Raw genomic sequence first — 19,526 nt, 5'->3', positions numbered from 1 at the left:
AAAACAGTATGAAAAATATAAAATTTTTAATAATCGGTATTTTATTTGGTATTATAATGACCAAATCGGAAGCAATTTCATGGTACAGAATTTATGAAATGTTTAAATTCCAATCCTTTCATATGTACGGAATTATAGGATCGGCAGTAGCGGTTTCTATGCTATTTATGTATCTCTTTAAAAAAGGTACAATTAAAGATTATCTAGGAAATAAAATCAATATAAAAGATAAGAAAAAAGGATATATAAGAACCCTTGTTGGCGGAACTATTTTTGGGCTCGGATGGGCGTTAGCAGGTGCTTGCCCCGCTCCTATTTTCGTATTAATTGGTCATAGTGTGTTTCCTATTATTATTGTTTTAATAGGTGCAATATTGGGCGCTTTTATCTACGGATTACTAAGTAAAAAGTTACCGAATTAGGTTTAGAATACTAAAGATTATTTGAAGCAATTTCCCGCTTTCCGCACTCGCTTTTTTTTGAAGAAAAATCAAAAAAAGAGCTCAAACAATTGCTTCAATCGGGGCTAGGCATTTGTACTAAATTTTAACAATCAGCAAGCTTGTTTATGCCTAGTCTTTCAATAAAACAGTATCAACTAGCCTTTTCGAATTAGTTTTATCAACCACTTTCCAATTATAAATTTTAGAAAGTTGATAAATTTTTGATAACTCTTCAAACAAGCGTGTTTTGGCAGCTATTTTTAATCTAGAAACGGTAACTGTTTGTTTGATATTTTCAATAGCTTTAGTATTTAAATTATTCAAATCTGATTTTGAAAACGTATTAAATTGACTTTGCTGCAAGTCAAAATATTTAATATCAGGAGCAATAACCACCGATGCTGCTGGTATTTTATGAATAATTATTTGCTTGCCGATGCTATCAATTTCAATAGTTAATTTTGATAAATCATAGCCAACCTCCACTTTTGCATTGACCGACAATATGGCTTTTTTTTCAAAAGCTACATAATCATAAAAGTATTTTTTAGTATCAGAAAAATGATACATTTCAGAAAAGCTCCCTTGCGAAACTACCAATTTACGTAGGTTTTTAATACCGTTTAAAACCACTTGAATTTCTTCCTTTTGCTGTGTTTTCTCTATCTTTTTTTCATACCATAATTTGGCAAGCAAAAAACCGAGTAAAAAAATAGCGATATACTTAAAGAAACCTATCATTTTGTTTTTTTATAAATATAATAAAAGAACCTGAAAGCCTGTTTAAATATCAGCTAAAAAAAATACAATTCAAAATAAGAGCCGTTACTTTAAAACTATTCTTCTTTAGGAAAAGCCTGTTTATTAAACAAAAATAACAAGGCAACACCGATGCTAATCCAAGCATCGGCACCGTTAAATATAGCGTTAAAAAAAGTAAAATTCTCACCTTCATACATCGGAAAATAAAGCATATCTACTACTTTACCATGAAATAATTCACCATAAGGTTTATCTGAAAATAAGCTGGCTAAATTATGATATGAACTATCGAAAATTACTCCATAAAAAACAGAGTCAATAATATTTCCAATAGCCCCTGCTAAAACCAAAGAAATAGCAATAACTACCGCCGTATGCACTTGTTTTTTTATGGTTTGCCATAACCAATATACAATTCCTGAAACCGCAACAACCCTAAACAATGTTAAAAATAATTTTCCTGCTCTACCGCCAAATTCAAAGCCCCAAGCCATACCATTATTTTCAGTAAAATGGATTTTAAACCAATCGGCAAAAACAACTACTTCTTCGCCAAGTTGAAAATGTGTTTTAACATATATTTTACTAATTTGATCTATTAAGATTGCCAGAATTACGGTAACTATTGCAATGGTTTTTTTAGACATTTTTTTAATTTAAGAGTAACAAAAATAAGCATATTCTTAGTTAATTAACAAGCTTTATTCGCTTTGCTTTAAAAGAAACGATTGTAATAACAACGACTACTTCTTTCTTTTCTAAAGTTATAAAGCATAAAAAATTCATGCGATCCATTACTTAAACTTCCTAGGCTATTAAACATTTTACCGTATGAATATCCTAAAGCGATGTTTTGTGAAACATTAAATTTAAACAACGCATTTAAACTATTGCTAAAATTATAGCCCAAACCTAATTCTAGTTTATTGTTTATTAACACATTGGCGGCTATATCTACTGATACAGGAGCGTTTTCTAAATAAGAAACTAAAATAGAGGGTTTTACTTTTAAATTTTGATGAACTTCATGTACATAACCAGCGGTTGCATAATAATGGTTTTCTAAGCGACTTTCACTTTGTAAAGTATTTTTATAAAGTTCGCTTTTAATTAAGTTAGGGCTTGATAGTCCGATATAAAATTCTTTAGAAAACAGAAATAATCCTGCGCCAAACACCAGGTCTGCCATATTTATATTTTCTTTAAATAAAGGGTCAGTACCTCCTAAGCCCGATGCTAAAGTTAAAGTATTAAAAGCTGCTTTATACGATGAAATTCCTGTTTTAATCCCCACTGATAAACGCAGTTCTTTTTGCAATTTAATTACATGCGATAAATCTACGGTAGCATTGGTTGTTTGTATATCATTTCCAATATTATCATATAAAATTGAAAAACCTCCTTCAAAATTTTTATTTAAGGCGCCATGCCCAAAAAGAAGCCCTGTTTTAGGCGAACCTGTTATTCCGCTCCATTGATTTCGGTAAAATGCACCAAATTCAACAACGCTTTTATCGGCATTAGAATATGCTGGGTTTAGCATACTTAAATTATACATATAGTGTGAAAATTGAGGGCGTTGTTGTGCTACCGCACAGCTTACCCAACAGAATATTATGAAAAATAATTTCTTAGTCATGGTGGTGTCGTAAAATTGTATTGAAAATTTATTAAAGTTGTGTTGCTTATTTTCTTAAATGTATGCGTCCTTGTAATAATTCGCTACCAGGTTCATTTAGTTTTATTCGATAGAAATAAACACCTGTAGGCAATACATTTCCTTTGGTATCGGTACCATCCCAAGGGCTTGAGTTTATAGTCCCTTTAAAAACCAAATAACCATATCGATTAAATATCTCTAAACTATGGTTTAAATAAGTATCTAAATTTTTAATAGAAAAAGTATCGTTTATACCATCATTATTTGGCGAAAAACCATCTGATATACTAATCGGTTTTGTTGGTATTGCTACCAATAACGTAGCTTTTGACGTGTTGGGTTTCGCACAAATATTTGCCTTAGGACTTACAAGTACTCTGTATAAATTCCCTGAAAAACTTGCCGCTACGTTTGCTATTGATAAATGAGTTGTATTGGTTCCTGAATAGGTTAAATCATCTGTTAAAGTGTTCCATGAATTTCCATTATCTTCACTTACTTGCCATTGAATACTTACTTGATTTATATTACGTGAAAAGCTAAAACTTGCGGTTTCACCAATTTTAACACTAGTGTTTTTAAGTTTTTTATTAAAAACGATAACAGGAATATCTTGCAGATAATCATTAACCGTATTACTGTCTAAATTAGCAGGTGTTGTGTAACCATCGGGTGCTGATGTTACCAAACCATTGGCATCTTCTTGGGGTGTTCCTGTACCTAAAATACCGTCATTATCGGGGTCTGAAAAACCAGCTTCAAGAACATCAAAACAACCATCGCCATCTGAGTCTAAATCTAAATTATTTGGTATTCCATCATTATCAGTATCTCTACAAGGTGGGCTTGAAAGCACGATAACCTGAACATCGTCAATTAAATTACCTACTGAATCATCTCCACCTGTACTTGATACCGATTTAAAAGCAAATATAGTTTCAGTTTGATTTGAAGGCACGGTATATTCACCATCATAAGTACCCCAAGCCCATTTATCGTCAGACATGGTTTCTTGTAATATTAAAGTACTTAATGAAGCGCCTATTCTAACCTCAGCAACATCGACACCTCTTCTACCTCTATGTTTAACAGACCAAGACACTTTAGTACCTGGAGTTAAACATAATTTTTGAAATAAAGTTGATACTTTATTCGCATTTAGTTCTGCAAATTGATTTCCTTCTGCAGCATTTACGCCTTCTAAAGGACCACGCCAAATTTCAATTTTATCATCTAATGCAGTAGTTTCCCAACCAGGAACCTGATCTTCTTTAATAAAATTATAAGTAGATGCCGATCTAATTGGTTTTTCAAAACCACCATTTATAATTGGCTGAGCGCAGATATTAAACCCACATTCTTCGGAGTCTAAAATACCATCGTTATCGGAATCTAAATCTGTTTGGCTAAAGCTATTGCTTGTAATACATAAGCATGCTAGTATAAAGTGCATATAAATAAAATTTATAGCACCTTTTTTAGGGGTGTTTTTTTCTGGGGACATTATTTTAGGGGGTATTATTAGGGTAAATATTTAAAAAAACTGCTTAATACCATAACGGTATTAAACAGCTTTTTAAGTGTAATTACGTTGTTATTCTATTAATTATTGTTTACGTTTTGCAGCAATACTTAAGGTTGCATGCGGCACTAATTTTAAGCGTTCTTTTTGAATTAACTTACCTGTAACTCTACAAACTCCGTATGTTTTATTTTGAATACGGATTAAAGCATTTTTCAAATCGCGAAGAAATTTTTCTTGACGAATTGCCAACTGCATATTTGCTTCTTTAGCCATGGTATCTGACCCTTCTTCAAACGATTTAAAGGTTGGAGAAGTGTCTTCTGTACCATTGTCAGAACCATTTTTGTAAGAAGATTGTATTAATAGTAAATCTTCTTCGGCATGCTTAATTTTTTTCGAAATAATTTCTTTAAACTCCTGTAAATCACTATCGGAGTATCTTATATTAAGATCATTCATAACTTATGCTTTTTCAATTAATATGCTACTTTTTATGGTATCAAACTCAATTTCTATACCATTATTTAGTTCATCAACAAAAATCAATTCATTTGTTAATGTTTCTGCTTTTATATAACTTTCATTTTCAGTTACAGACGCTTCTAAATCAGCCGTTTTTAAGATGCTTAATTTAATTTTATCAGTAACTTCTAAACCTGTTTCTTTACGCCCGTTTTGAATTCTGTTAATTAATTCTCTAGCAACTCCTTCTTTACGTAAAACTTCGTTTATAGTAACATCTAATGCTACAGTTAAACCATCGGCATTTGCCACTAACCAACCTTCAATATCTTTTGATGAAATTTCAACATCCGCAGTTTCTAAGCTGATATTTTTACCGTTAACATCAACAGAAAGACTTCCTTCTTTTTCAATTTTGATGATATCGTCTTGGGTAAATTGTTTAATTTTCCCCGCAACTAACTTCATGTCTTTACCAAATTTTGGTCCAAGTGCTTTAAAGTTTGGTTTAATTTGTTTTACTAAAATATCAGAAGCATCATCTAATAACTCAATTTCTTTAACGTTTACTTCCGATTTAATTAAATCGGCAACCGCTAAAATTGCTGCTTTTTGAGTCGCATCTGAAACAGGAATCATTATTTTTTGTAATGGCTGACGTACTTTTATTTTTTCCTTAGCTCTTAACGACAAAACTAGAGAAGATATTGTTTGAGCGTTTTCCATTTGACGCTCTAATGATTTATCAATTAAAGCCTCATTACAAACAGGAAATTCTGCTAAGTGAACACTTTCAAAACCTTCACCATTTGTAGTACTTGTTAAATCTTTATATAATTTATCCATAAAGAAAGGCGCTACTGGCGATGCCAATTTAGCCACCGTAAGCATACAGGTATATAAAGTTTGATATGCCGATATTTTATCTTGTGCATATTCACCCTTCCAAAAACGTCTTCTACATAAACGCACATACCAGTTACTTAAATGATCTTGTACAAAATCAGAAATTGCTCTAGTTGCTTTTGTTGGTTCATATTCAGCATAAAAAACATCTACTTTTTGAACAAGCGTATTTAATTCTGATAAAACCCAACGATCAATTTCTGGTCTTTCAGCTAACGGAACCTCAGCTTCACTATAATTGAAGTTATCTAAATTAGCGTATAAACTAAAAAACGAATACGTATTATAAAGTGTCCCAAAGAACTTTCTACTTACTTCGGTAATTCCATCTAAATCAAACTTTAAATTATCCCAAGGATTTGCGTTTGAAATCATGTACCAACGTGTAGCATCAGGACCATATTTATCTAACGTAGTAAACGGATCAACTCCATTTCCTAAACGTTTCGACATTTTCTGCCCGTTTTTATCTAACACTAATCCGTTAGAAACTACATTTTTATAGGCTTTATCATCAAAAACCATAGTAGCAATAGCGTGTAAAGTATAAAACCATCCACGAGTTTGATCCACTCCTTCGGCGATAAAATCGGCAGTTTTCCAACCATTATCAACTAATTCTTTATTTTCAAAAGGATAATGCCATTGTGCATACGGCATCGCACCTGAATCGAACCAAACATCAATTAAATCAGATTCACGTTGCATTGGCTCGCCAGAAGCTGATACCAATGTAATTTTATCAACTACATTTTTATGTAAATCAACGGTATCATAATTTTCATCAGACATATCTCCTGATACAAAATCAGCAAAAATATCTTCGGTCATTACGCCTGCTTTTACAGCAAGTGCCATTTCTTCTTTTAATTCAGCTACAGAACCTACTATTTTAGTTTCTTTACCATCTTCTGTTCTCCAAACTGGCAACGGAATTCCCCAAAAACGAGAACGAGATAAATTCCAATCATTGGCATTTTTCAACCAATTTCCAAAACGACCTGTTCCTGTTGATTCAGGTTTCCAGTTAATTTCTTCGTTTAAAGAATGCATACGGTCTTTAACTTCCGTTACTTTAATAAACCAAGAATCTAAAGGATAATATAAAATAGGCTTATCAGTTCTCCAACAATGTGGATAACTATGGACATATTTTTCAACCTTAAATGCTTTATTTTCTTCTTTTAATTTGATGGCAATTTGTACATCTACTGAACGCTCAGGAGCTTCTCCATCAGCATAATATTCATTTTTAACGTACATTCCTGCAAACTCACCCATTTCCTTGGTAAATTTACCTTGTAAATCAACTAAAGGAACTAAGTTATCATTTTCATCCTTAACCAACATTGGTGGCACACCTGCATCTTTACAAACAATAGCATCATCTGCTCCAAAAGTTGGCGCGGTATGTACGATTCCTGTACCATCTTCTGTAGTTACAAAATCTCCAGAAATTACTCTAAAAGCTTCTTCAGGGTTATCGTGTGGTAACGCATAAGGTAATAATTGCTCATATTTAGCACCGACTAAATCAACACCTTTACATTCTGCAATTACTAAATAAGGTATTTGTTTATCTTCTGATTTATATGTTGCTAAATCAGCTTCATTTTCAACAGCTTTAAACTTTTTTCCTGCAAATTGTTTTGCAAGTAAAGGTTTTCCTAAAACTACTTGTGTAGCTTCAAAAGTATATTGATTGAATGTTTTTACTAAAACATACTCAATTTTATTTCCAACGGTTAAAGCGGTATTACTTGGCAGTGTCCAAGGAGTTGTTGTCCAAGCTAAAATATGAACATCATTTCCATTTTGAAAAACACTAGGCAGCGTTTCAGTAATTGCTTTAAATTGAGCAACGACAGTTGTATCGGTAACATCTTGATATGCTCCTGGCTGATTTACCTCATGAGAACTTAAACCTGTTCCTGCTTTTGGTGAATATGGCTGAATTGTATATCCTTTATACATCAAATCTTTGTTATAGATTTGCTTTAACAACCACCAAACAGTTTCCATGTATTTTGGTTTATAAGTAACATACGGATCTTCCATATCTACCCAATATCCCATTTTTTCGGTAAGCGTATTCCAGATATCAGTATATTTCATTACTGCTTTTTTACAAGCAATATTGTACTCTTCTATCGTAATTTTAGTTCCGATATCTTCTTTGGTAATACCTAACTCTTTTTCAACACCTAATTCAACAGGTAAACCATGGGTATCCCAACCAGCTTTACGCTTTACCTGAAATCCTTTTAAAGTTTTATAACGGCAAAAAATATCTTTAATGGTACGTCCCATTGCATGATGAATACCAGGTAAACCATTTGCCGAAGGGGGTCCTTCGAAAAAGATAAACGGTTTATTATCATCACGCGTAGTTATACTTTTTTCAAAAATGTTGTTTTCTTTCCAATAATTTAATATTTCATCAGCAACATTTGGCAAGTTAAGCCCTTTGTATTCAGTAAACTTCGTACTCATTTTTTCTTTATATTTATTGATTTCGCGAAATTACGTATTTTCTTGTAATTGTAGTAGTTGACGCTTAAAAAAAGCCTTTAATTAAATAAGTTAATTAAAGGCTTTCTAATTTAGGCTTCTTTATTAAGAAAGTCCTCTTTCTTTTTTTATCTGTTCGTAAGCTCCTTGAATTTGCTGAAATTTCTGATTCGCTCCTTCTTTATGAGCCGCTCCTAAACCTTCTAATTTATCAGGATGGTATTTTTTAGCCATTTTTCGATACGCTTTTTTAAGTTCGTTATCGGTAGCTTGTTTTGTGATTTCTAAAATTTTATAGGCGCTATCAACCTCTTCATAAAACATGGCTTTTATTGATACATAATCATGTTCATTGATATATAAATATCCTGCAATTTTCTTTATTTCTTGTTCTTCAAGTGCTGTTACTTGTCCATCTGCTTTGGAAATTCCGAATAAAAAATGTAGCAATTGCAAACGAGAAGAATGCGTCATGTGTTGACGGATTTGCATACAAATCTGACGAGTCGATATTTCTTTTTTAATAATGCCGCTAAACAATTTAAACGCATTATTTGCACGCTCTTTCCCGTACATTTCTACAAAATGTAATCGTACAAAATCTAATTCTCGTTGATCGATTTTTCCATCAGCTTTAATAACTACCGATGCTAAAATTAATAAGGTGATTTCAAAATCGCCAGAAGTAACCTTTCTTTTTTCTTTTGATTCTGAATAGCGCTCATATTCCTCTTGTTCTTTGGTAAGATCATCTTTAGAAAGCCCATCAATAAAACGCCCTACGGCAAATCCTATAATTGCCCCAATTGGACCTCCCATTGTAAACCCTACTCCAGCACCGAGCCATTTTGCGAACTTTCCCATTTTATTTTTTATTTTTAAAAGATGTAAATATACTATTCTATTAATACCATTTTTAAATAATTATTTCTTTTTAAATAATAATAAAGATATTTTGAAGCTATTTCCCGCTTTGCGCACTCGCTTTTTTTATTTTTTGAAGAAAAAAACAAAAAAGAGCTCAAACAATTGCTTCAATCGGGGCTAAAATAAAATACCTCTAAAAAAGCATCAATTGTTTTGGTTTGATTCTTGTTTTTAAATAAAGTATCTTTGCAATGAACTATTTAACACAAAAAATATGTACCCAGAAGAATTAGTAAAACCGATGCGTGATCAATTAATCGATGCTGGTTTTGACGCTTTATATACTGCTCAAGATGTTGATACTGCATTAGCAAAAGAAGGAACAACTTTAGTAATGGTAAACTCTGTTTGCGGTTGTGCAGCAGGTACTGCAAGACCAGGAGCTATTGCTTCTTTAGGCGCAGAAAAAACACCTACAAACTTAACCACTGTTTTTGCAGGTGTAGAAAAAGAATCTACTGCTAGAGCTAGAGAATTGATGATTCCTTTTCCTCCATCATCTCCTGCTATTGCTTTATTTAAAGACGGTAGTTTAGTACACATTTTAGAGCGTCACCATATTGAAGGTCATTCAGCTCAAGCGATTGCTCAGAATTTAGCAGCAGCGTACGATGAATTTTGCTAGTCAGCAATTTATACTATAAAAGAAAAATCCAGCAAATTTGCTGGATTTTTTTTTAAACCTTTTTTATCACACTCGTTACAATCCCCCAAATAATAAAATTATTTTCTTCCGTAATATTTATCACAGGATAATCAGGATTTTCGGGTTGTAGCCAAATTTCATCTTTGGTAACTCTTAATCTTTTTACAGTAAATTCTCCATCTAAAAAACAAACGGCTATTTTATTATTTGTTGGTACAATACTTCTATCAATTACTAATAAATCATTATCATCTAAACCTGCGCCAATCATTGATTGCCCGCTTACTTTAGCAAAAAAAGTAGCCTCTTTATTTTTTATTAACTCTTCATCTAAAGAAATACGAGTTTCTTTAAAATCATCGGCAGGCGATGGAAACCCTGCTGAAATACCCATATCTATAAAAATTGCTCCCTCACTTTTACTCATTTCTTTAGGTGCTAAAAAAGTTAATGCTTTTGATGTACTCATACGTTATTTTATGATAATAATGTCATTACTATTACTACGGTACTTTGGTTTTAACTATTTTTATTGAGTTTCCTAAATACATTAGCAATCTTTTTTGGAGGACTGCTAATTTAATACATTAATTTTTAATACTTTAATTGAAATGTATCAAAAAAAGGAGAAAATTTAAAGTATGATTTTATTAAGAACCTGTTTAAATTTCATATAAAAACGTTTTGTAACATAAAAATAAGAAATCGAATCCGTCAAAGGGATTTTAGTTCAGTTTCACATCCTGATTTGCCGTAGTTCTCCTGTTGATGCGATGCTGAAATAAATTCAGCATGACGAGAATTTAGTTTTAATTTAATTTTTAAACAGGCTCTAAATATTAAATAAATTAAGAATAGATAATAAATATTGCATGATAAGCTCAAAAATAATCTACTGAAGTTTTCTTATTTTTGTAAGATGATTAAAAAATTAAAAATTGATGGAATTGATAAAATTATCATCAAACGATTGGTTTCTGATGCTCGTACGCCTATTTTAAGTATTGCTAGAGAAGTAGGAATTTCAGGAGCGGCAATTCATCAGCGATTACGAAAATTAGATGCTTCCGATTTAATAGACGGATACAAAATGGTGTTAAATCCGAAGGCTTTGGGCTATAATACCACGGCTTTTGTGGGGGTGTTTTTAGATTCTTCTAGCTTATATTCGTCGGCTATAAAAAGATTAAAAGAAATTCCTGAAGTGGTTGAAAGCCATTATACAACAGGTAATTATGCTATTTTTATCAAAATACTTTGTAAAAATAATGAAGATTTAATGCACTTACTAAACAAAGATATTCAAAATATAAAAGGAGTTTCAAGAACAGAAACCTTTATTTCTTTAGACCAACAAATAGACCGACAAATAAAAATTTAAATTTTATCATTTTATTTTCTAAATTTCACAAAACACATATATAAAAATCAATGAACGACTTTATTTTCTACTTTAAAATGGGCTTATTTCACGTGCTTGATATTAAAGCATACGACCATATTTTATTTTTAATCGTCTTGGCTATTGTCTATCAATTTAAGCAATGGAAAAAAGTGCTGTGGTTAATTACTTTATTTACCGTTGGGCACTCTATTACCTTAGCGTTATCGGCGTACGGAATATTAAAAGTAAATGCCGATTTGGTCGAATTTTTAATTCCGTTAAGCATTTTTATCACTGGCTTACTAAATGTATTAACCGCTAAAAAAGCATCCGTAGGAAAAGAAAATCAGAATTTATTTTTCGCTGTTTTCTTCGGATTAATTCACGGGCTTGGTTTTTCAAATTATTTTAAAATAATGATTGGTAAAACTTCCGATAAATTGATTCCGCTATTAGAATTTGCAGGCGGTGTAGAAATGGCTCAAATTATTATTGTTTTAGCAATTTTAGGCATCGGAATATTAACAAAATCAGTATTTAAGGTACAGCGTCGTGATTGGATTTTAGTCATTTCTTCCATTGTTATAGGAGTTTCTTTTCAAATGATGATTAACCGTATCTTTTGGTAACAAATTAAGAAAATATTTTTTTAAATCTAACTATCTTAGCTTCTTAAAAAAGCATATCACATAATTTATTATTTTGAATAAAAAACAATTAAAATACGACAAAGCCTATTTAAAAATGGCGCAAGAATGGGGTAAATTATCGCATTGTAAACGAAAGCAAGTAGGCGCTATTATGGTTAAAGATCGGATGATTATCTCTGACGGTTATAACGGAACACCCTCTGGTTTTGAAAATTATTGTGAAGATGAAGAAGGCTACACAAAATGGTATGTTTTACATGCCGAAGCAAATGCTATTTTAAAAGTTGCCGCTTCCACACAATCGTGCAAAGGCGCTACCTTATATATTACACTTTCTCCTTGCCAACAATGCAGTAAATTAATACATCAAGCAGGTATTAAACGCGTGGTTTATGCCGAAGATTATAAAGACACTTCTGGTGTTGATTTCTTAAAAAAAGCAGGCATTGAACTCTTACATTTACCTTATGAATAAAAATAATTTCCCTATTTATTTAGCAATTGCTGTAGTTTTAGGTATTTTTATCGGAACTTTTTTCAGCACAGGAAGTAGTCGTAATTTTATCGGAACAAATTCTGCTTCTCAAAAAAAGATAAAACGACTAATAGACTACATACAGCAAGATTATGTAGATACTGTAAATACCGATGATTTATTAGACGGCGCTATTACCCAAATGCTTGGTAAATTAGACCCACATTCGGTATATATTCCAAAGGAAAACCTGCAATTAGTTACCGAAAACATGCAAGGTAATTTCGTGGGAATCGGGGTGCAATATCGCATGATTTCCGATACAATTATGGTCGTTTCCCCTATAAAAGGAGGCCCTAGTATAAAAGCAGGAATTAAAGCGGGCGATCGAATTTTACAAGCAAATAAAGATACTTTATTTGGTAAAAAATTATCGACAAAAAAAATAATGAAATCCTTAAAAGGGAAACCAAATACCAACGTTGCTTTACAAATTTACCGAAAAACCACCGATAGTCTTTTCACGCTAAATATTAAAAGAGGCAAGGTAAATATTAAAAGTGTTGATATTGCTTATATGTTAAATGACAGCATTGGTTACATAAAACTAAACAGGTTTTCTCGTAGTTCTTATAAAGAATTTAAAACTTCTTTAGACACACTTATAAAAAAGAACATGCGCAGTTTAGTACTTGATCTTCGCGGAAATGGTGGTGGTTTTGTTGATATTGCTAATAGTATTATTGATGAATTTTTAGAAAATGACAAGCTGATGGTTTTTACCAAAAACAACAAAGGGAGCATTCATAAATCATTTGCTACCGAAAAAGGTAATTTTGAAAAAGGCGGTTTATATGTTTTAATTGATGAAAATTCGGCTTCGGCTTCTGAAATTGTTGCGGGTGCTTTACAAGATAACGACAAAGGAATTATTATAGGTCGTCGTTCATTTGGTAAAGGATTGGTACAACAAGAAATGGATTTAGGCGATGGTTCTGCGGTTCGTTTAACAACAGCTCGTTACTACACGCCAACAGGGCGATCTATTCAAAAACCGTATAACAAAAACAAGGGCGACAAAGCTTATAAGCACGATATAGAAAGTCGATATTCAACAGGTGAATTATTTACTAAAGACAGCATTAAAACTATTGATAGTTTAAAATTTACCACTCCAAAAGGCAAAGTTGTGTATGGCGGCGGCGGAATTATTCCTGATTATTTTGTAGGGGTAGATACAGCCACTTATATTCCTACTATCTTTTTTATGCCTTTAAATAATTTTGCATTTAATTACGTAGATCGTAATCGCAAAGAGTTACAAAACAGTAATGTAGATGACTTTATTAAAAATTTTGATACCGATAACAAAATTTTCAAAGATTTTTCATCAAAAATTAAGGGCTATAAGCTTTCATCAAAAATTAAAAAACAATTAAAAAGAAACCTAAAAACAATCATTGCTAGAGAACTTTTTAGTGATCAAGGTTTATACAGAGTAAATCAAATTGATGATAAAATGCTTCAAAAAGTATTTGAACTAGAGGCTAAATAAATTACTTTTTTACATGTACCTATATAAAAAACCAGCTATAATAGCTGGTTTTTTATGTTTTACCTATTCAATTTATTTTTATAATAATTTTTATCAAACTTATACCAATATAAGGAACGCTTAGCTCCTATTTTTAAGCACTAAGGGATTTTTAAAAAAATTACTTTGAATTACCTTTTATATTTGCAGCAGGTTAAAAATACATAAAGGGGTTTTTTAACTAAAAGGAAATAAAGTGGTAATTAACATAAAATCAAATTCTGGGGGGGGTGTCGATACTGTGTTTTTTACTACTTTTCTTTATACTTTAATACCTAAGTTACATTCAAAGCGAAGTACTAGTCTCTTTTTTTATTTTTTTCAGAGATAAAAACTACCAATTTAGACTTATAAAAACACTTAATACCACGTAAAAAACACCTAGTTATTAAACTTAAAACTGGTTATTTGTGTTTTTTTATCTAAAAACTTTATTATTTTTCAAAAACTGCTTCTTAAAACGATCACTAAATAATATTTTATGATTATTATTTAAAATCAATAAGTTATCTTCAAAATAAAGCGCTTGTATTTTTTTAAGATTGACCAAATAATTTCGGTGAGTTTGAACAAAATAAGTATCGCCAAGCAATTCTTTTATTTTTGTTAACGATAATCGAATCATATACTCCTGATCTTGATCACAAACAAGTCGGCAGTATTTTTCTTTAACTTCTACATAAAAAATTGATTTTATATCAACCTTTACAATACCTTGGTTTTTTTTAACAAATAAAAAGGAAGGTGTAATAATCGCTTTTTCATCACTTAAACTGCTGTTATTTTCCTGTTCATAAAATTTTTCTAAAGCCAATTCTAAAGAATACAGTAATTCTAATTTATTAAATGGTTTTAATAAATAAGTATATGGTTTTGTAAGTTTTGCATCGTTAAATACGCCCCTACTTTGCATACTTGTTAAAAACAAAAAAGGCGTTTCAATCTGTTCTTTATTTAAGCGATGTGCTAACGAAATACCATCTGGCTGTCCGTTAATCATAATATCTAAAAGGATGATGTCAAAAAAACGGTTTTTTAGTTCTTTTTCAGCGTCTTTAGTATTTTTTACATGAATAACTTCATAATCATGTGCCTCTAATAAACTTATTGTTTCTGTCGCTTCTTCATCTAAATCTTCTAACAGAAGCAGTCGTAAGTTATTCATTTTTATAGCTTTTTAACTTACGAAGATACTTATTTTATAAGTTAAATCATGTTTAAAAACAACTAAACAAACTAATTACTAGACTAATAACTACACTAAAGGCACTAAAATAACAGCCGTTGTATACCTTCCTAGTTCGCTTTCAAAAAATAAGGTTCCGTTATTTTTTTTAACCAATGTTTGACACAACAACAAGCCTAAACCAACTCCTTTTGAATGGTCTATTTTAGTTACGGATACATCTTTTAACCCGTTAATTTCTTTGATTTTTTCTGGTGAAATTCCAATTCCAGTATCTTTAATTTCAATGGATGCTTGGTTTTTGGAATATATTTTCATTTTAACCGAAATACTTCCTGAATCTTTCATGTATTTCATCGAATTATCTATTAAGTTTCGCAGTACAATTTTTAAAGATTCTTTATCTATTAAAACAAATACCCCTGTTTCTAAATCGCTTGAAATAGAAATATCTTTAACACTTCCTAAATTTTCATAATCAAACAAAAGATGTTCTATTATTGGGCGTAGGGCATTTTTTTCGGGAGTAAAACTTAACATATTACTTTGATCTAACGACCAATATAATACATTATCTAATAAACGACTCGTACTTTGCGTAACCGAAATAGCCACTTTAGTTGCTTCTGAAATTGCAGGTAAATCGTTATTTTCAATGTGTTTTTCTAGTTTTTTATGCTGTCTTTTTATCGTATTTATAGGCGATCGTAAATCGTGTGAAACTACCGAAAACAAATAATCTTTTGTTTTATTAGCCACACTTAAAGCCTCCTTTTGCGCTACAATTAATTTATTCTTACTTCGTAGTTTTTTATAAACAAAACCCAAAACCCCTAAAAGAAATAACAATAAACTTCCGCCAAAAATCAATCTTTTTTGAACTATTTTTTGACGTTTTATTTCTTCATTTTTAATTCCAATTTCTTGCTGTTTATTAGCAACTGCAATTTTTTTATCTCTTTCGGTAATTTCCCAAATTTTCTCTTTATTCCAAATAGAATCTTTCCAGCGATTACTTTGTTTGTAGTAAGCAATACTTTTTTTATAGCATTTTCTATTTTCTTCTACCACCGCCATACTAAAAGCAGTGCTTTCCTTTAATACGATATCAGTATACAATTGTGCTAAATTATAACTTTCTTTAAATAAAGGAATCGCTTGTTTGTCTAAATATTGATCGTAATACATGTATGCCATTCCCATTTTTAATTTAATCAAAGAAGTGGTATCGTTTTTTTGAATTAAAGAAAGCTGTTTATCATAATAAAAAGTAGCTTTTTTAAAGTCTTTTTTATAAAAATAACATGCTGCTAAATTATGATAGATCATTGATCTTTGCTCAATATCTTTCATTATATCTTTAGATGATAAACACTTCTCTAAGCTTAAAATTGATTTATCATATTTCTGCTGATTTAAATAAATGTAACTTAATTTTAAATTTTTTAAAGAAGTAAAACGCCCGTTATCGGATATTTTATGAAGGCTAAAAAGTGCTTTTTTAAACAATGATTTTTCCGTTGGGCTGATACTTTGCAGGTAATAAATAATGTCTTTTTGATCGGTAGTCCTAACCTCTAATAATGCTTTATTTGAATAAACATAACAAGAATCATATTGTTTTAATTTATAAAACTCAAGAACCTTACAAAATGATTTTATTTGAACTTTATTACAAATAGAATCTGTTTTATTTCTCAAATCGTCTAATGATTTTTGAGAAAAAACAGTTATTGATAAAAAAAATAAGAGAACAAATAAACCTTTACTATTCATTTTTTATAGCGATAATCATCGTGTTTTCAGCTGTTTTGAATCTTCAAAACAGCTGTATTAAGTTTTATAAATTCATTCAAATAATTTATACTAAAAAGTCTTTTAAAACATCGGCAATTTTTCGGTTGTCCGACAATTGTGGAATTTTATTTTGACCACCAAACTTCCCTATAGATTTCATATATTCATGAAAACCGCCTTTTTTTACTTTTCTAATAATTAAAGGTTGTAATATTTTCCCTGCAATTAAATCAAAATAATATACATTTTGATGTTGCATAGAAGCATCTATTTTAGCCGATAATTCTGCTAAATTTTCAGGTTCATTTTCAAACTCAATAAACCATTCGTGATATGGTAAACCGTTTTCAGGGTTTACTTGTGGTGCTACGGTAAACTCACTTATATTGGTTTTTGTGCCGATAATTGCATCGTTTAATGCTTTTTCAACTTCTTTTCCAATTACATGTTCGCCAAAGGCAGAAATAAAATGTTTTATACGTCCTGTAACTTTTATTCTGTATGGTTTAAGCGATGTAAATTCAACAGTATCGCCAATATTATACCCCCAAAGCCCTGCCGAAGTATTTAAAATGATGACATAATTAACGCCTAATTTGACATCTTTTAAACAAATTCGGGTGGGGTTTTCATCATAAAATTCAGCTGCTGGAATAAATTCATAAAAAATACCTGAATTTAATTGCAATAACATTCCTTTTTCGGTTTGCGTATCTTGATAGGCAATAAATCCTTCGGATGCAGGATATAATTCTATATAATCTACTTTCTTACCTATTAAGGCTTCAAATTTATTTTTATACGGTTCAAAATTTACGCCTCCATACACAAAGAAATTAAAGTTTGGAAATGTTTCTGAAATCGATTTTCCTGTTTTGGCGATTAATTTTTCAAAATACATTTGCACCCAAGACGGAATCCCACTAATTACAGACATATCTTGATTAATAGTTTCTTCTACTATTTTATCAACTTTGGTATCCCAGTCTTCAATGCAATTGGTTTTCCAACTTGGCAGGCGGTTTTTTAATAAATAATTTGGTACATAATGTGCTGCAATACCGCTTAAACGTCCTAATTTTATGCCGTTCATGTTTTCTAAAACAGGGCTTCCTTGTAAGAAAATCATTTTTCCATCTACAAAACTAGCATCCTTTGTTTCGGCAATATAAAATAATAAGGCATTACGTGCCGCTTTTATATGCGTTGGCATTGATTCTTTAGTAATCGGGATGTATTTTGCACCTGAAGTTGTTCCTGAAGTTTTTGCAAAATACAAGGGTTTACCTTTCCATAATACGTTTTGTTCGCCAGCAACCATCCTGTCAACATAGGTACGTAAACCTTCATAATCGGTTACCGGAACACGTTTTTTAAAATCGGCATAGCTATTAATAGAAATAAAATCATGATCTTTTCCAAAAGCTGTTTTACAACCTTCACTAACCAAATACTGAAACATTTTTTCCTGCGTTTTATGTGGCTTGTTTGCCCATCTATAAACGCTTTTTCGTACTTGCTTTGCAAAAGGTATTGCTAATTTTGATTTGATGCTCATCTTTAACTATTTTAACTATTGAAAATCGATATAATCGGTTGGGTTTACAGGAAATCCGCTGTGCCATAATTCAAAATGTAAGTGCGGACCTGTAGATAATTCGCCAGTTGCTCCAACGCTTGCAATTGCTTCTCCTGATTTTACTAAATCGCCTTGTTGCTTTAGTAATGTTCCGTTATGCTTATAAACAGAAATAAATTCATCGGCATGTTGTATTGTTATTACATACCCTGTTTCTGCCGTCCATTCTGCTAAAATTACCGTTCCATCGGCAACTACTTTTACTGGTGTACCTTTTTTGGCTACAATATCAATAGCATAGTGTTTATCATTTCTGTTAAAAACTTGCGAAACACTACCTGTTAAAGGCGAAAAGAAAACAATTTTAGCCCGTCCTTCTACTCCTTCAGATAAAGGAAAACGGTCTTTTTTTTCTATTTTCTCTCTAAATAACGAATCTTCTTTGGTAGCCGATAAATTTCGAGTATCAAGAACAATATTCTCAACAGTTGTTTTTATTGAGTCTATTTTATCGGGAATTATTTCACCTGTTAAAACAGGTTGTAAAGCTTTTGTAAATCGCTCAATAATTTCTAATTGGGTTTTTAACGAGTCGGTTTGATATGTTAATCGGGTCGCTTTTCTTTTTAAAGAAGTAGATGAATACCCTGGAATATATTCTCGTAAACCTGTAAAAGCAATTAATACACTTGTAAAAGCAATTAATAATATTGAAAAAATACCTCCAAAAACAAAAACATTTAAGCGGGATAGTTTTAAAGAAAATTTTTCTTGAAATGTATCTTCATTTAAAATAACCAATCGGTATTTAGCAACGAGTTTTTGTTTTAATTTTTGTCGTTTTTTATTTTTAGCCACGTTTTTGTTGTTTGCTTCAAAGATACAACGAAAATTTCACGAAACTATTTTGAGCAAATTAGACATACCTACAATATAAGATATCTTTAACGTTTTGACAATTTTTTAAGCAAAATTAAAATAGCTTTGTAGTATTTTAATTGCTTGTTGAAATGCCTAGC

The 19,526-nt window shown here is 31.1% G+C and carries 18 protein-coding genes; 6 read left to right on the top strand and 12 right to left on the bottom strand.

Going from position 1 to position 19,526, the window contains the following annotated elements:
- The first annotated feature begins 8 nt into the window (after positions 1-8).
- Positions 9-422: a DUF6691 family protein gene (locus AQ1689_RS06425; RefSeq protein ID WP_058885867.1), complete on the top strand. Its 414-nt coding sequence runs from the start codon at positions 9-11 to the stop codon at positions 420-422.
- A 150-nt stretch (positions 423-572) separates the two neighbouring features.
- Here the strand turns inward: AQ1689_RS06425 and AQ1689_RS06420 are convergent, their stop codons facing one another.
- The 7 genes from AQ1689_RS06420 to AQ1689_RS06390 form a co-directional block, all read right to left on the bottom strand.
- Positions 573-1,184, bottom strand: a complete 612-nt coding sequence (locus AQ1689_RS06420; RefSeq protein ID WP_101955554.1) for a DUF4230 domain-containing protein — start codon at positions 1,182-1,184, stop codon at positions 573-575.
- A 95-nt stretch (positions 1,185-1,279) separates the two neighbouring features.
- Positions 1,280-1,852, bottom strand: coding sequence for a lipoprotein signal peptidase (locus AQ1689_RS06415; protein WP_101955553.1), 573 nt, complete (start codon positions 1,850-1,852; stop codon positions 1,280-1,282).
- A gap of 68 nt (positions 1,853-1,920) precedes the next feature.
- Positions 1,921-2,844: a PorP/SprF family type IX secretion system membrane protein gene (locus AQ1689_RS06410; protein WP_101915181.1), complete on the bottom strand. Its 924-nt coding sequence runs from the start codon at positions 2,842-2,844 to the stop codon at positions 1,921-1,923.
- Between the two features lie 46 nt (positions 2,845-2,890).
- Positions 2,891-4,369 carry a gliding motility-associated C-terminal domain-containing protein gene (locus AQ1689_RS06405; protein WP_101955552.1) on the bottom strand — a complete coding sequence of 493 codons (1,479 nt, stop codon included), beginning with the start codon at positions 4,367-4,369 and terminating at the stop codon, positions 2,891-2,893.
- Between the two features lie 102 nt (positions 4,370-4,471).
- Positions 4,472-4,849, bottom strand: coding sequence for a TraR/DksA family transcriptional regulator (locus AQ1689_RS06400; protein ID WP_101915183.1), 378 nt, complete (start codon positions 4,847-4,849; stop codon positions 4,472-4,474).
- A gap of 3 nt (positions 4,850-4,852) precedes the next feature.
- Positions 4,853-8,251 (bottom strand): isoleucine--tRNA ligase, encoded by a 3,399-nt coding sequence (gene ileS, locus AQ1689_RS06395; RefSeq protein ID WP_101955551.1) that lies wholly within the window; start codon positions 8,249-8,251, stop codon positions 4,853-4,855.
- A 123-nt stretch (positions 8,252-8,374) separates the two neighbouring features.
- Positions 8,375-9,133: a TerB family tellurite resistance protein gene (locus tag AQ1689_RS06390; protein WP_101955550.1), complete on the bottom strand. Its 759-nt coding sequence runs from the start codon at positions 9,131-9,133 to the stop codon at positions 8,375-8,377.
- A gap of 277 nt (positions 9,134-9,410) precedes the next feature.
- On the opposite strand from AQ1689_RS06390, the gene AQ1689_RS06385 reads away from it, so the two are divergent.
- Positions 9,411-9,821: a BrxA/BrxB family bacilliredoxin gene (locus AQ1689_RS06385; RefSeq protein ID WP_101915186.1), complete on the top strand. Its 411-nt coding sequence runs from the start codon at positions 9,411-9,413 to the stop codon at positions 9,819-9,821.
- 52 nt (positions 9,822-9,873) lie between these two features.
- Here the strand turns inward: AQ1689_RS06385 and AQ1689_RS06380 are convergent, their stop codons facing one another.
- Positions 9,874-10,311, bottom strand: coding sequence for a LexA family protein (locus AQ1689_RS06380; protein WP_101915187.1), 438 nt, complete (start codon positions 10,309-10,311; stop codon positions 9,874-9,876).
- Positions 10,312-10,761: 450 nt separating this feature from the next.
- Between AQ1689_RS06380 and AQ1689_RS06375 the strand changes: the two genes are divergently transcribed.
- From AQ1689_RS06375 to AQ1689_RS06360, 4 genes are all read left to right on the top strand, one after another.
- Positions 10,762-11,223: an Lrp/AsnC ligand binding domain-containing protein gene (locus tag AQ1689_RS06375; protein ID WP_058885880.1), complete on the top strand. Its 462-nt coding sequence runs from the start codon at positions 10,762-10,764 to the stop codon at positions 11,221-11,223.
- A gap of 50 nt (positions 11,224-11,273) precedes the next feature.
- Positions 11,274-11,855 (top strand): HupE/UreJ family protein, encoded by a 582-nt coding sequence (locus AQ1689_RS06370; RefSeq protein ID WP_101955549.1) that lies wholly within the window; start codon positions 11,274-11,276, stop codon positions 11,853-11,855.
- A 70-nt stretch (positions 11,856-11,925) separates the two neighbouring features.
- Positions 11,926-12,351: a deoxycytidylate deaminase gene (locus tag AQ1689_RS06365; protein WP_101915190.1), complete on the top strand. Its 426-nt coding sequence runs from the start codon at positions 11,926-11,928 to the stop codon at positions 12,349-12,351.
- Positions 12,344-13,906, top strand: a complete 1,563-nt coding sequence (locus AQ1689_RS06360) for a S41 family peptidase (protein ID WP_101955548.1) — start codon at positions 12,344-12,346, stop codon at positions 13,904-13,906. The genes AQ1689_RS06365 and AQ1689_RS06360 overlap by 8 nt, the downstream gene beginning before the upstream one ends.
- A 457-nt stretch (positions 13,907-14,363) precedes the next feature.
- On the opposite strand, the gene AQ1689_RS06355 is transcribed toward AQ1689_RS06360, so the two are convergent.
- The 4 genes from AQ1689_RS06355 to AQ1689_RS06340 form a co-directional block, all read right to left on the bottom strand.
- Positions 14,364-15,110: a LytR/AlgR family response regulator transcription factor gene (locus AQ1689_RS06355; RefSeq protein WP_101915192.1), complete on the bottom strand. Its 747-nt coding sequence runs from the start codon at positions 15,108-15,110 to the stop codon at positions 14,364-14,366.
- 90 nt (positions 15,111-15,200) lie between these two features.
- Entirely contained in the window at positions 15,201-16,907 is a 1,707-nt protein-coding gene (locus AQ1689_RS06350; protein ID WP_101955547.1) for a tetratricopeptide repeat-containing sensor histidine kinase, read from the bottom strand.
- 85 nt (positions 16,908-16,992) lie between these two features.
- Positions 16,993-18,486, bottom strand: a complete 1,494-nt coding sequence (locus AQ1689_RS06345) for a GH3 auxin-responsive promoter family protein (RefSeq protein WP_101955546.1) — start codon at positions 18,484-18,486, stop codon at positions 16,993-16,995.
- A 15-nt stretch (positions 18,487-18,501) separates the two neighbouring features.
- Positions 18,502-19,365 (bottom strand): M23 family metallopeptidase, encoded by an 864-nt coding sequence (locus tag AQ1689_RS06340; RefSeq protein ID WP_101931368.1) that lies wholly within the window; start codon positions 19,363-19,365, stop codon positions 18,502-18,504.
- Between the last annotated feature and the right edge of the window lie 161 nt (positions 19,366-19,526).

It is taken from the genome of Tenacibaculum finnmarkense, from assembly GCF_900239185.1.
In the GTDB taxonomy this organism is placed as follows: Bacteria; Bacteroidota; Bacteroidia; order Flavobacteriales; family Flavobacteriaceae; genus Polaribacter; species Polaribacter finnmarkensis.
This window is presented reverse-complemented; position numbering and strand designations above follow the sequence as displayed.